Annotated in this window: 10 protein-coding genes and 1 pseudogene; 6 read left to right on the forward strand and 5 right to left on the reverse strand. The window is 79.3% G+C overall.

The genetic code is table 11. The features are described from left to right. Positions 1–649 (forward strand): annotated as a pseudogene (locus VER05_RS11605) (hypothetical protein); the annotation flags it as partial. Positions 650–705: 56 nt separating this feature from the next. On the opposite strand, the gene VER05_RS11610 reads toward VER05_RS11605, so the two are convergent. Beyond that, positions 706–3,741: an alpha-mannosidase gene (locus VER05_RS11610; RefSeq protein WP_324845511.1), complete on the reverse strand. Its 3,036-nt coding sequence runs from the start codon at positions 3,739–3,741 to the stop codon at positions 706–708. Between the two features lie 259 nt (positions 3,742–4,000). Between VER05_RS11610 and VER05_RS11615 the strand changes: the two genes are divergently transcribed. Continuing rightward, positions 4,001–4,246, forward strand: a complete 246-nt coding sequence (locus VER05_RS11615; protein ID WP_324845512.1) for an STAS domain-containing protein — start codon at positions 4,001–4,003, stop codon at positions 4,244–4,246. Between the two features lie 7 nt (positions 4,247–4,253). Here VER05_RS11615 and VER05_RS11620 read toward each other — a convergent pair whose 3' ends face one another. Genes VER05_RS11620 through VER05_RS11630 form a run of 3 tightly spaced genes read right to left on the reverse strand, consistent with a single transcriptional unit; the run spans position 4,254 to position 7,092 of the window. Further along, positions 4,254–4,982, reverse strand: coding sequence for a class II aldolase/adducin family protein (locus tag VER05_RS11620; RefSeq protein ID WP_324845513.1), 729 nt, complete (start codon positions 4,980–4,982; stop codon positions 4,254–4,256). Further along, positions 4,979–6,310, reverse strand: a complete 1,332-nt coding sequence (otnK, locus tag VER05_RS11625) for a 3-oxo-tetronate kinase (protein ID WP_324845514.1) — start codon at positions 6,308–6,310, stop codon at positions 4,979–4,981. The genes VER05_RS11620 and otnK overlap by 4 nt, the downstream gene beginning before the upstream one ends. Continuing rightward, positions 6,307–7,092, reverse strand: coding sequence for a DeoR/GlpR family DNA-binding transcription regulator (locus VER05_RS11630; RefSeq protein ID WP_324845515.1), 786 nt, complete (start codon positions 7,090–7,092; stop codon positions 6,307–6,309). Before VER05_RS11630 ends, otnK begins: the two co-directional genes overlap by 4 nt. A 76-nt stretch (positions 7,093–7,168) precedes the next feature. On the opposite strand from VER05_RS11630, the gene VER05_RS11635 reads away from it, so the two are divergent. From VER05_RS11635 to gtfA, 4 genes are read left to right on the forward strand one after another with little or no spacing between them, the layout of a single operon-like run. Beyond that, the gene (locus VER05_RS11635) at positions 7,169–8,761 is read left to right on the forward strand and encodes an FGGY-family carbohydrate kinase (RefSeq protein ID WP_324845516.1); all 1,593 of its coding nucleotides are present in this window, start codon (positions 7,169–7,171) and stop codon (positions 8,759–8,761) included. Then, a complete protein-coding gene (locus VER05_RS11640; protein ID WP_324845517.1) occupies positions 8,758–9,642 on the forward strand; it encodes a hypothetical protein in 885 nt (294 codons plus the stop codon). The genes VER05_RS11635 and VER05_RS11640 overlap by 4 nt, the downstream gene beginning before the upstream one ends. Beyond that, complete coding sequence (locus VER05_RS11645; protein ID WP_324845518.1) at positions 9,627–10,349, forward strand: aspartate/glutamate racemase family protein; 723 nt, start codon at positions 9,627–9,629, stop codon at positions 10,347–10,349. Before VER05_RS11640 ends, VER05_RS11645 begins: the two co-directional genes overlap by 16 nt. Beyond that, complete coding sequence (gtfA, locus tag VER05_RS11650) at positions 10,346–11,881, forward strand: sucrose phosphorylase (RefSeq protein ID WP_324845519.1); 1,536 nt, start codon at positions 10,346–10,348, stop codon at positions 11,879–11,881. The genes VER05_RS11645 and gtfA overlap by 4 nt, the downstream gene beginning before the upstream one ends. A 32-nt stretch (positions 11,882–11,913) precedes the next feature. On the opposite strand, the gene VER05_RS11655 is transcribed toward gtfA, so the two are convergent. Further along, the gene (locus tag VER05_RS11655) at positions 11,914–12,846 is read right to left on the reverse strand and encodes an SDR family oxidoreductase (RefSeq protein WP_324845520.1); all 933 of its coding nucleotides are present in this window, start codon (positions 12,844–12,846) and stop codon (positions 11,914–11,916) included. Positions 12,847–12,931: the final 85 nt, after the last annotated feature.

A 12,931-nucleotide genomic window follows, 5' to 3' on the forward strand; every position in this document is an offset into this window, starting at 1 on the left:
CGCGGGCCACGCTGCGGGCGGGCAGCCCCCGGGGACCGCGCTCGGCGCGGACCGTGCGCGCCCGGCGGACGAGGGGGCCGGGACGGGGCGGCGGGCGGTGCTGGTCACGGGCGCCGAGCCGTCCGCGGGCGACGAGGCGACGGCCGGCTGGCTGCGGTCGCGCGGGCTCGACGTGCGGGTGGCGTCGACCTGGCCGCCCGCCGACGACGCGGACGTCGACCTGGTCGCGCTCACCCCCGAGGCCCCCGCGGCCGCCGCCGAGGCGCTGGCCGCGGCCGCCGTGCCGGTGCTCGCCTGGGGGCGGCTGCTGACGCTGGGGGTCGCGACGACGTCGGGGGTGCTGCTCGACCGCGACCGGCTGGTGGGCGAGGACGGCCGCGAGGTGGTCGTGCACCGGGGCGCCGGGCGGCTGACCTGGTGCGAGCCGGTGCCGGGCGCCCGGGTGCTCGCCCGCGCGCCGGAGCCGGAGCCGCACCCGGTGCTCGTCGAGGTCCCCGCGGGGACGCCGCTCACCACGGGCGCGGCGGCGCCCGCCGCGCGGGCTGCCGCGTTCCTGACGAGCGACGGCGCCGCGCGCTGGCTGCTCACCGACGACGGCGGGGCCGCGCTGGACGCGGTGCTGGCCCGCCTGCTGCCGCCGGCGCGCTGAGGCGGGCCGGCGCGGCCGCCCCGCGCCGCCCCGCGCCGCCCGCGCCGCACACGGCGTCAGGCGCGGGCCAGGCGCAGGGTCACCACCTGGAACGGCCCGAGCTCCAGTGCCACCGCCCCGTCGCCCGCGTCGGACAGCGGCGCCAGCGCGGCCACCTCCGGGTCCTCCCGCTCGAGCAGGTCGCGCACCGACGCCCCGGCGCAGGCGAACCCCGGCCGGACCACCGCCCTGCCCCGCCCGCCGCGGGCCTCGTACAGCCGCACCACGACGTCGCCGGACCGGTCGTCGGCGAGCTTCACCGCCTCGACGACGGCGCCCTCCACCGCGACCAGCGGGGCGACCGGCCCGGCGCCCCGCACCCGCCGCGCGGGCAGGTTGATCCGGTACCCCTCGCGCACGGCCTCGTCGACCCCGGCCCCCGGCACCAGCGCGTACCGCATCGTGTGCCGGCCCTGGTCGGTCTCGGGGTCGGGGTACCGCGGCGCGCGGACCAGGGAGAGCCGGACCGTCGTCGACCCCGCGCCCCGCGCGTCACCCGGCCCGGGGCGCGCGACGTCGTGCCCGTACGTCGAGTCGTTGACCACCGCGACGCCGTAGCCCGGCTCCGCCACGTGCAGCCAGCGGTGCGCGCAGATCTCGAACCGCGCCGCGTCCCAGGACGTGTTGGTGTGGGTCGCCCGGTGCACGTGCCCGAACTGGGTCTCCGCCGTCGACCGCTCCGCGTGCACCGCCAGCGGGAAGGCCGCCTTGAGCAGCGTCTCGCGCTCGTGCCAGTCGACGTCGAGGGCCAGGTCCACCCGCCGCTCGCCGGCGGCCAGCGCGATCGTCTGCACGTACGCGGAGTCGCCGTCGTGCCGCGTCACCCGCACCTCCGCGCGCGCCGGGTCGGCGGAGTCGACGTCCAGCGCCGCCACCGAGCGGACCTCGCGGACCCGGTGCCGGTAGAACTCGTCGACGTCCCAGGCGTCGAACCGGACGGGCTGGTCCGGGTGCAGCTGCAGCACGTTCGCGCTGGTTCCGGGCGCCAGCACCTCGCGGTCCGCGACCAGGTCCCGCACGGACCCGATCGTGCCGTCGGCGTCGACCCGCACCCGCAGCAGCCCGTTGTCGAGCACGACGGCGTCGCCCGCGCGGGACACGGCCACCCGCGCGGCGCCGGGCGCCGCCCCGGCGACCTCCGCCGCCAGCGCCGGCACCCCGTCCCGGTCGTGCGGCGCGGCGTTGGCCAGCAGGTCGACGTCGCCGGACCCGGCCGCCGCGGCGAGCGCCCCGGCGACCAGCGTCTCGAGCTCGCCCGCCAGCCGGCGGTACGTGTCCCGCGCCTCGCGGTGCACCCAGGCGATGCTGCTGCCGGGCAGGATGTCGTGGAACTGCAGCAGCAGCGCGTCCTGCCACAGCCGTTCCAGGTGCTCGTACGGGTAGGCGGACCCGGCGCGGACGGCGGCGGTCGCGGCCCACAGCTCGGCCTCGCGCAGCAGGTGCTCGGTGCGGCGGTTGCCCTGCTTCATCGCGAGCTGGCTGGTGTACGTGCCGCGGTGGAACTCCAGGTACATCTCCCCGGACCACACCGGCGCCTGCGGGTACTCCGCCTCGGCCGCGGCGAAGAACTCGGCCGGCGTCTCGACGACCACCCGCGGCGAGCCCTCCAGGTCGGCGACCCGGTGCGCGGTCTCCATCATCTCGCGCGTCGGGCCGCCGCCGCCGTCGCCGTAGCCGAACGGCAGCAGGCTGCGGTTGGCCGGGCCGGCGTCGGCGAAGTTCGCCACCCCGTACGCCAGCTGCTCGCCCGAGAGCTTGGCGCCGTAGGTGTCGGCGGGCGGGAAGTGCGTGAACACCCGGGACCCGTCGATGCCCTCCCACCAGAACGTGTGGTGCGGGAACCGGTTGGTGGTGTTCCAGGACATCTTCTGCGACAGGAACCACCGCGCCCCGGCCAGCCGCGCGAGCTGCGGGAACGCGCCGGTGTAGCCGAACGAGTCGGGCAGCCACACCTCGGGCTGCTCCTCGACGCCGAGCTCCCGGGCGAAGTACCGGCGGCCCTGGACGAGCTGGCGGGCCAGCGCCTCGCCGCCGGGCAGGTTGGTGTCGGACTCGACCCACATGCCGCCGACCGGGACGAACTGCCCCGCCGCGACCTTCTCCCTGATCCGGGCGAACACGTGCGGGTGGTGCTCCTGCACCCAGGCGTACTGCTGGGCCGACGAGCAGGCGAACCGCAGGTCCGGGTAGGCGTCCGCGAGCGAGGCCACGTTCGAGAACGTGCGCGCGCACTTGCGGATGGTCTCCCGCACCGGCCACATCCAGGCGGAGTCGATGTGCGCGTGGCCCACGGCCGAGACCCGGTGGGCGCTCGGCGCGGCGGGGGCGGCGAGCAGCTCCGCGAGCTCGGCCCGGGCGGCGGCGGCCGTGCCCGGCACGTCCCGGACGTCCAGCGCGTCCACCGCCCGCTCCAGCCCCGCCCGGACGCGCTCGCGGCGCGGGTCGTTCCCGGGGAGCTGGAGGGCGAGCTCGTGCAGCACCTGGACGTCGAGCGCCAGCGCCTGGACCTCCTCGTCCAGCACGGCGACCTCGGCGCGGGCGAGCCGGTACAGCAGCACGTCCGGGACCGTGGCCAGGTCGCCGAGGTCGGTGGTCGGGGAGCCGCCGATCGACGGGTTGGCCGCGGCCTCGACGTACAGGTCGACCACCTCGCCGCCGCGCGCCGGGTCCGCGACCGGGACGTAGAGGTTGCGCGGCTCGATCCCCTTCAGCGGGACGCCGTCGGGCGTGTAGACGAGCCCCTCCGCCTCGAAGCCGGGCCCGCCGGTGCGGAACCCGAGATCGACGAGCACCTCGACGCGCCGGCCGGCCATCTCCGGCGGGACGACGCCGCGCAGGCGGAACCAGCTGGTGGACCAGGCGCGTCCCCACGGCTCGCCGACGGCCGTGGGGGCGAACGGCAGTCGGACGGCCTCGGCGAACGGCACGGGCTCGCTGGGCAGGTGGGCGACCGTCACCTCCAGCGGGGCGCGGTGCGTGTGGACGACCGGGAGCACGCGGTCCGTCAGGACGCGGTCGATGCGGGCGGTGAGGTCGGACAGGGTGCGGTGCACGGCTCTCCTCGGCGTGGTGCCGCAGCGGTTCCCCCGCGCGCGGCCCAGGGGCGGGCCGCGCGCGGGCACCGTGCGACGCCGGACGGATGTAGGAACGTTGCCACACTAGAGGATGTGCGAGTTCGCACACCAGGGGTCGCGCCGATGTGGTGACGACGAGCCGGGGACCACTTCCCCGCGCGCGGCGGGTGAACCGCTTCTACCCTCGCAGCGCGGGGTGCAGCAGCGGCGGCCCGCGCGAAGTCCGGGAGGCGGGACCGTGGACGTCACGATCGACCTGGGGCGACCGGCGCAGCCGTCCGTGATCGCGGTGCGCGGCGACCTCGACGTGCACAGCGCGTCGGCGCTGCGCGAGGCGCTGCACTGCCTGCTGGGCGCGGCGGGCGAGGAGCTGACGGTCGACGCGACCGCGGTGCACGTCGTCGACGACGCCGGCCGGCGCACGCTCGAGGCGGTGCAGCGGCACTGCCGCGAGTTCGGCGGGCAGGTCCGGCTGCCGGCCTGACGCGGCGTCAGCGCGCGCGGAGCGCCGCCACCTGCGCGGCGGTGAGGCGGCGGTGCGGCACGCCCGCGAGCAGCAGGACGACCTGCGCGGCCGCCTCCAGCTCCTCCGCCAGGTCGAGCGCGGCCGGCAGGTGCGCCCCCGCGACGAGCGAGCCGTGGTTGGCCAGCAGCATCGCCGGCGCGTCCGCGGCCAGCGCCGCGACCCCCGCGGCCAGGTCCGCCGAGCCGGGCAGGGCGAACGGCGCGACCGGCAGGTCGCCCAGCCGCATCACCTGGTACGGCGTCACCGCGGGCAGCGGGCCGGTCGCCGTCTCGCGCGGCAGCGCCGCGGGCTCCAGGCAGGACGCGGCGACCGCGGCGGGGGAGTGCAGGTGCACCACGGCGACCGCGTCGGGCCGCGCGGCGTACACGGCGCGGTGCAGCGGCAGCTCCTTCGACGGGACGGGGTCGCTGGGGTCCGCGCTCGGGGGCCCCGGCTCGACCGTCGCGACGGCGAGCTCCGCCGGGCGCACCCGCGACAGGCTCGACCCGGTGGGCGTGATCAGCAGCGTCGACCCGACCCGGACGCTGACGTTGCCGGACCCGCCCGGCGACAGCCCCCGGCCGGCCAGGTGCCGGCACGCCGCGACCAGCGGCTCGCGGGCGGCGTCGATCGTCAGCAGCTCGAGCTCGAGGCCGACGGGGCCGGGCGCCACGGCCCACGGGTCCCACGCGCCCGCGCCGGGCCCCGCGGTCACGGGCACGTCTCCCACGCCGTCGTGAACAGGTCCGGGCCCCCGAAGTTGCCCGACTTCAGCAGCACGGCCACGGCGGGCCCGTCGACGGGCGTCATCCACGGCACGCCCGGCGCCGCGGCCGGCCCGACCCGCAGCACGCCGAGCCCGAGCGCCGCCGCGACCGCCCCGGACGTCTCGCCGCCCGCGACCAGCAGCCGCCCGACGCCGAGGTCCCGGACGGCGCGCGCGGCGACCTCGCCGGCGGCACGCTCCAGCACCTCCGCGGCCCGCCGGACGCCGAGCCGCTGCTGCGTCGCGCGCACCGCGTCGGGGTCGGCCGAGGAGGACACGAGCACCGGGCCGGGCCCGTCGGCGTAGGCGGCGGCCAGTGCGGCGAGCACGGCGTCGAGCGCCCCGCCCGGGTCGGCCGCGAGGGCGTCGGCGTCCAGCGCCACGCGGGGCCCGGGGAACCGGTCGACCTGCTCGCGCGTCCGGGCCGAGCACGAGCCGGACACGACCAGCGCCCGGCCGCCGCCGCCCCGCGGGACGGCGTCCTCCGGCCGCGGCCCCGGCCCCGCCGCGCCCCGCGGCCAGGCCCGGGCGAGCGCCGCGGCGAACCCCGCGGCCCCGCCGAGCAGCGCCGGCCGCCCGGCGACCCGCGGCCCGCCGGCCCCCGGGGAGGCGCCCCCGGCCCCGCCGGCCCCGACGGCCCGCGCCAGCGCGTCCAGGTCCTCGTCGGCCAGCGCGTCCGCGAGCACGTGCGTCGCGCCGTTGCCGACGACGCGGTCCAGCGCCCCGGCCGGGTCCGCCCCGCGCAGCGCCTCCCACGGCAGCAGCGCCACGGCCCGCGCGGTCTGCCGCCCGAGCACCCGGACCAGGTCCGGATCCGTCATCGGCGTCAGCGGGTGGTGGCGCAGCGGTGACTCCGAGAGCAGGCGGTCGCCGACGAACAGGTGCCCCCGGTACTGCGTCCGCCCCGCCCGCGGCGTCGCGGGGGTCCCGACCGCGACGGCGCCCGGCCCGAGCAGGTCGAGCAGCGCGTCCGCGACCGGCCCGATCGTCCCCTCGTCGGTGGAGTCGAACGTCGAGCAGTACTTCTGGTAGACCGCCGCCGCCCCGCGGTCGAGGAGCCAGGACGCGGCCGCCACCGACGCGGCGACCGCCCGCGCGACGGGCGCCGCGCGGGTGCGCAGCGCGACGACGGCGGCGTCGCACGGCGGCAGGTCGACACCGGGGCCCGGGGCGCCGAGCACCACGACGGCCGACCCGCCCGCGTCCCGGACGGCGTCGGCGAGGTCGCACGCACCGGTGACGTCGTCGGCGACGACCCCGAGCCGCGGCCCGGTCACGCCGCCGACCCGGTGTCCGCGACGACGACCCGCTCGCACCGCTCGCGGAGCATGGCGAGCTGGGCGGGCGTGGCCTCGTCGTCGACCACCACGGCGTGCGCCTCCTCGAGCCCGAGGACGCGCATCGGGGCGCGGGCCGCGAGCTTGCGGTGGTCGAGCAGCAGCACGACGCGGTCGGCGATCGCGGCCATCGCCCGCTTGGTGTCGGCGTCCCACGGGTCCGCGGAGTAGACGCCGCCCGGGCCGGCGGCGGTCGCGGACAGCACCGCGACGTCGACGGCGAGGTCGGCGAGCCCGGCGCGCGTCGCCGGCCCGGCGAACGACCGCGTGGCGCGGTGGAACGTCCCGCCGAGCGCCACCACCTCCAGGTCGTCCCGGCCGGTGCAGGCGGTGATGACGGGGACCGAGTGCGTCACGACCGTCAGCCCCTGCGGCAGCCGGCGCGCGAGGGTCGCCACGGTGGTCCCGGCGTCGAGCGCCACCACCCCGGCGTCGGCGAGCAGCGGCAGGGCGGCGCGGGCGACGGCGTCCTTCTCCCGGGCGGCCTCGGCGCGCCGGAGCTCGAACGGCGGGGCGGTGCTGCCGTCGACCAGGGAGGCCCCGCCGACGACGCGGCGCACCCGGCCCTCGGCGGCGAGCTGCCCGAGGTCGCGGCGGATGGTCATCTCCGAGACGCCGAGCTCGGCCGCGGCGGTGCTGGACGAGACGTAGCCGGACTCCTCGAGCCGGCGCAGCAGCTCGTCCCGGCGGCGGGGGGCGGCGGAGTAGCGCACGGTCGCCATCCAACGGTCGTCCGCCGCAGATGTCAACGAGCGCACACGGTTGACCAAAGTGTTCGACGCCGAAAAGACTGCTCCCGTGAGCCGCCTCCTCGGCCTCGGCATCGACGTCGGGACCACGAACACGAAGGTCGCGCTCGTCGCCGCGCCGAGGTCGGCCGCCGACGGGACCGTCGCGCTGCTCGCGGTGGCGTCCGCGCCGACCCCGGGACCCGCCGCGCTCGACCGGGTGCTGCGGGAGCTGACGACGCGCGCGCTGGCGGCGGCCGCCCGGTCCGAGGCCCCGGCCGCCGGCGCCGCGGCCGGCGCCCGCGCCCGCGTCGGCGCGCCCCTCGCCGTCGGCGTCGCCTCGATGGCCGAGACCGGGGTCCCGCTCGACGCCGACGGCCGCCCCGTCGGACCCTGGCTGCGCTGGGACGGCCGGCGCGCCGCGGCGGAGGCGGCCGCGCTCGCCGACCGGCTCGGCGCCACGGCGCTGTTCGAGGCGACCGGGGTCCGCCCCAGCGCGAAGGTGCCGCTCGCGACGCTGGCCTGGCTCGCCGCGCACGACCCCGGCCGGCGCGCGGTGCTCGCCCGCTGGTCCGGGGTCGCCGACCTCGCGGCGCTGCGCCTGACCGGCGACCTCGTCACCGACCACACGCTCGCCGGCCGCTCGATGGCCTACCGCCTGCCGCCGGCCGGCGACGCGCTGCCGGCCGCGTTCGACGCCGACCTCCTCGCCGAGGTCGGCCTGCGGCCGGAGCACCTGCCCCGGGTCGCCGCGCCCGGCGCCGTCGCGGGGACCGTGCGGCCCGAGCCGTGGGTCGCCGCCGGGCTGCGGGCGGGCACCCCGGTCTCCGTCGCCGGCCACGACCACGCGGTCGGCGCCTGGGCCGCGGGCGTCCGCGACCCCGGGAGCACCGCCGACTCGATCGGCACCGCCGAGGCGCTGTGCACCGTGCTGCCCGCGGACCCGGTGCGCGCCGACGTCGCCCGCGCCGGGATGAGCCTGGTCCGCACCGTCGCCGGCCGGCCCGCCCTGCTCGCCGGGTCCTCCAGCGCCGGGGCGATGGTGCGCTGGTGGCTGGAGCACGAGGCGGCCGGCCGCACCGCGGAGGACCTGTTCGCCGCCGTCGCCGCGCTGCCCGACGCGGCCCGCCCCGACCGCGCCGCCGGGCCCGTCGTGCTGCCGTACGTCGCCGGCCGGCAGACCCCCGACCCCGACCCGGCCGCCCGGGTCCGCGTCCTCGGCGACCGCGCCGCGCACGACCCGGTGGCGCTCGCCGCCGCGATGGTCGACGGCCTGGCGCTCCAGGCGCGGTGGATGCTCGACGCGCAGCTCGCCCTGGGCCGCGCGGCCGACCCCGCGCTCCGCCCGGACCGGCTCGTCGTGCTCGGCGGCCCGGCGACCCGGAACGCCGGGTGGATGCGCGCCAAGGCCGAGCTGAGCCCGGTGCCGGTGCGGCTGGTCGACTGCGCCGAGCCGGTCGCGGCCGGCGCCGCGCTGCTCGCCCTGCACCGCGCCGGCCTGCTCGACCCCGACGACCCGCCGGTGCTGCCGGCCCTGCCCGGGCTGCCGGGCGGGGAGCCGCTGCCGGCCCCGCGCCCCGGCGCCGACGCGGCGCTGGCCCGGTTCGTCCGCGCCGCCCGCGACCCCGACTCCCTCGCACCGACCTCTGGAGGCCACCCGTGACCGCACCGACGCTCGACGCCATCGCCCGCCCGTCCGGCGGGCTCGCGATGGTCGCGATGGACCAGCGCGAGAGCCTGCGCCACATGTTCGACCAGGCCGGCGCGGGCCGCGTCGACGACGAGCGCATGGTGGCGTTCAAGCTCGACGTCGCCCGCGCGCTCGGCCCGCTGGCCTCCGGGTTCCTGATCGACCGCGAGTACGGCGTCGAGCGCGCGGCCCCGCTGCTGCCGCCGTCGTGCGGGCTGATCCTCGCCGCCGACGCGCTGGAGCAGGAGCCGGGCGGGCCCGTCGAGGAGACGGGGCTGGACGAGGTGGTCGTCGCCCCCGGGTCCGACCTGCACGGCGCGGTCGCGATCAAGCTGCTGGTCATCTGGCGCCGGGACGCGCGCCGGGAGCAGCGGGTCGAGCTCGCGCGCCGGTTCGTCGAGGTCGCCGCCGCCCGCGGGGTGCTGTCGGTCCTGGAGCCGGTGGTCCGGGCCACGCCCGACGAGACCGCGGCGGGGACCTGGGACACGGAGGCCGCGATCGCCGAGGCCGCCCGCGAGCTGTCCGCGCTCGGCCCGAGCCTCTACAAGGTGCAGGTCCCGCTGGGCGGCCGCGCGGCGCCCGCGGACCTCGAGCGGGCGTGCGCGACGCTCGGTGAGGCGATCACCGGCCCGTGGGTCGTGCTCTCGCAGGGCGTGCACCGGGACGACTTCGCCGGGGCCGTGCGCGCGGCGTGCCGGGGCGGGGCGAGCGGGTTCCTGGCTGGGCGGGCGCTGTGGAGCGACGTCGTCGGCCGCCCGGACGTCCCGGCCGCGCTGGCCGAGGTGTCGGTGCCGCGGCTGGAGCGGCTGGTCGAGATCGTCGACGCGGAGGCCCGGCCGTGGACCGCGGCGTGACCGGCGCGGCGCCGGGCGGGGCTCCCGGCGCGGCCGGCACCGCCGGGCTGCTGCACACCGTCCCGGCGCTCGCCGCCCGGTTCGACGCGGACCTCGACGCCGCGGCGCCGGGGCTGCGCCGGTTGCACGTGGTCGACGGCTGGCTGCTCGCCACCGCGGTCGCGTCCGGCGTGACCCCCGAGGTCGAGGCGGCGGTGCTCGCCCACGTGCGGCACCTCGCCGCCGCGGGGGCGTCGGCCGTCCTCGTGACCTGCTCCTCCGTCGGGGAGGCGGCCGAGGCCGCGGCGGAGCGCGTCGACGTCCCGGTGCTCCGGGTCGACGCCCCGATGGCGCGGGAGGCCGCGGCCCGCGCGGCGGCGCCGGGCGCCCGGGGCCGGGTCGCGGTGCTGGCCACGCTCGCCTCGACGCTGGGCCCGACCGGGCGGCTGGTGGAGCGCGCCGCGGCGGAGGCGGGCGCGGCGGTCCGGGTCGAGGCCCGGGTGGTCGACGGGGCCGCCGCCGCGCGCGAGTCCGGCGACGGCGACCGGGCCGACGACCTCGTGGCCCGGGCGGTCGCGGAGGCCGCGGCCGGGGCCGACGCGGTGGTCCTGGCGCAGGCGTCGATGGCCGGCGCCGCGGCCCGGGCCGACGCCGCCGTGCCGGTGCTGACCTCGCCGGCGGGCGGGCTCGCGGCGCTCGTCGGCGCGCTGGCGGGAGGCGCGCGGTGACCGGCGACGACGACCACGGCGTGCACCTGCTCGCGTACACCGAGCGGCTCGGCCGCGACCTCGCGGGCGTCCGCGCGCTGCTCCGCGACGGGCCGCTGGCCGCGTTCCGCGGGGTGCACCTGCTGCCGTTCTTCGTGCCGTTCGACGGCGACGACGCCGGCTTCGACCCGGTCGACCACAACGCCGTCGACCCGCGCCTCGGCACCTGGGACGACGTGCGGGCGCTCGCGGCCGACGGCGTGCACGTGACCGCGGACCTGATCGTCAACCACGTGTCGGCGGACTCGGCCGAGTTCCGCGACTGGCTGGCGCGCGGCGCCGGGTCGCCGGCCGACGGGATGTTCCTCACCTACGACGCGGTGTTCCCCGACGGCGCCGGAGAGCGGGAGATCACCGCGTTCTACCGCCCCCGGCTCGGCCTGCCGTTCACGCCGTACCAGCGGGCCGACGGCACCCGCCGCCTGGTGTGGACGACGTTCATGCCGACGCAGGTCGACCTGGACGTGCACCACCCGGCGGCGCGCGACTACCTGCGCCGGACCCTGCGGACGCTCGCCGACGGCGGGGTGCGGACGGTGCGGCTCGACGCGGTCGGCTACGCGGTGAAGACGCCGGGCACCGACTCGTTCATGACGGAGCAGACGCTGGCGTTCGTCGAGGACATCACCGCGCTCGCGCACGCCGAGGGGCTCCAGGTCCTGGTCGAGGTGCACGCGCACCACAGCCAGCAGGCGGCGATCGCCCCGCTGGTGGACCTGGTCTACGACTTCGCGCTGCCGCCGCTGCTGCTGCACGGTCTGGCGACGGGGGAGACCGCGCGGCTCGCGCACTGGCTGGCGATCCGGCCGCGGAACGCGATCACCGTCCTCGACACGCACGACGGCATCGGCGTGATCGACGCGGGCCCGTCCGGCGACCGCCCCGGCCTGCTGTCGACCGAGGAGATGGCGGCGGTGTTCGCCGAGGCCGCGCGCCGGACCGCGGGCCGCTCGGCGCTCGCGTCGACCACGCCGGCCTGGGCCGCCATGCCGCACCAGGTCAACGCGACGTTCTACTCGGTGCTGGGCGAGGACCCGGCCGCGTACCTGCTCGCCCGGGCGGTCCAGCTGTTCGTGCCGGGCCGGCCCCAGATCTACTACGTCGGCCTGCTCGCGGGGACCGACGACATGGACCGGTTCGCCCGCACGGGCCAGGGGCGCGAGGTGAACCGGCACGCCTACGACGCGGCCGAGCTCGCCGCCGCGCTCGCGGGCGAGGTGACCCGGGCGCAGCTCGGTCTGGTCGCGCTCCGCACGCACCACCCGGCGTTCGGCGGGACCTTCGCCGCGCGGGAGGACGGGCCGGGGCGGCTGGTGCTCGGCTGGGACGACGGCGCGGGGGCGACCGCGGTGCTGACCGTGGACCTGGCGCCCGGGGCGCCGGCGTTCGCGGTCGAGGTCGCCGGCGGGCCGGAGGGGACCGCGCGGTACGCGTCGGTGGCCGACCTGGCGGCGCTCGCGGACCGGGCGGCCGGCGGGGCGGCGCGCGGCTGAGCCGGGGGCCGCGCGGCCCGGCCGCCGCGCCGTCAGGCCGCGCGCACCCCGACCAGCCGCTCCGTCTCCGCCCACACCCGGCGGGCCTCGTCGGCGCTGCGCAGCGACCGGTACAGCCGCTGCTCGGCCGGGGCGCCCGCGAGGTGCCCGAGCCCGCCCGGCCCGTACAGCCGCCCGCTCGCGACGTCGGGCGACGTGGCGGCGTGCAGCGCCGGCAGGCCGGCGGTCCGGGGCGTCCCGGCGACGCCCCACGCCGACAGCCGGCGGATGAGCCGGACCTCGCGGGTGTCCGCCGCCCGGCCGACCTCGGGCCGCGCCGCGAGCAGGCTGGTCGGGGCGACGCCGGGGTGGGACAGGACGCTGGTCACGCCCCAGCCGGCCGCCTCGCTCCGCCGGGCCAGCTCCAGCCCGAACAGGCCGTACGCGATCTTGGACGACCGGTACGCCGCCATCCCGTCGTACGACCGCTCCCAGCTCAGGTCCGCCCAGTGCACGGTGCCGCGCGCGGCGGCGATGCTGATCTGCGACACCACGCGCGCCCGCCCGGCGCGGAGCAGCGGCAGCAGGTGCAGCACCAGCGCGGCGTGGCCGAGGTGGTTGGTGCCGAGCTGGAGCTCGAAGCCGTCGGCGGTGGTGCGCCGGTCCGGCGGCGTCATCACGCCCGCGTTGCCGATCAGCAGGTGCACGGGGCGGTCCTCGTCGAGCAGCGTGCGGCCGAGCGCCGCGACCGAGTCGAGCGACGACAGGTCGAGCGGGCGCAGGGACACGTCGGCGCCCGGGGCCGATGCGCGGATCGCCGCGAGGGCGGCCTCGCCCTTGCGGGGGTTGCGGACCGGCAGCACGACCTCGGCGCCGGCCGCGGCCAGCCGGGTCGCGATGCCGAGCCCGATGCCGTCGCTCCCGCCGGTCACGACGGCGCGGCGGCCGGACTGGTCGGGGACGGTGATGTCGACGTCTCGGGACACGGTGGCTCCTCGGGGTGCGGCGGGTGGTGGTGCGCCCACCGTCGCCGGGTCCGCCGGGCCGGTCCAGGGCGCGCCGATCCACGGA

Origin of the sequence: Cellulomonas sp. (assembly GCF_035634735.1) — a bacterium.
In the GTDB taxonomy this organism is placed as follows: Bacteria; Actinomycetota; Actinomycetes; order Actinomycetales; family Cellulomonadaceae; genus Cellulomonas.

What these genes read in the sequence shown, in the direction of transcription:
- VER05_RS11630 (WP_324845515.1), bottom strand. Translation starts at nt 7,092, where the DNA reads ATGGCGACCGTGCGCTACTCCGCCGCCCCCCGCCGCCGGGACGAGCTG.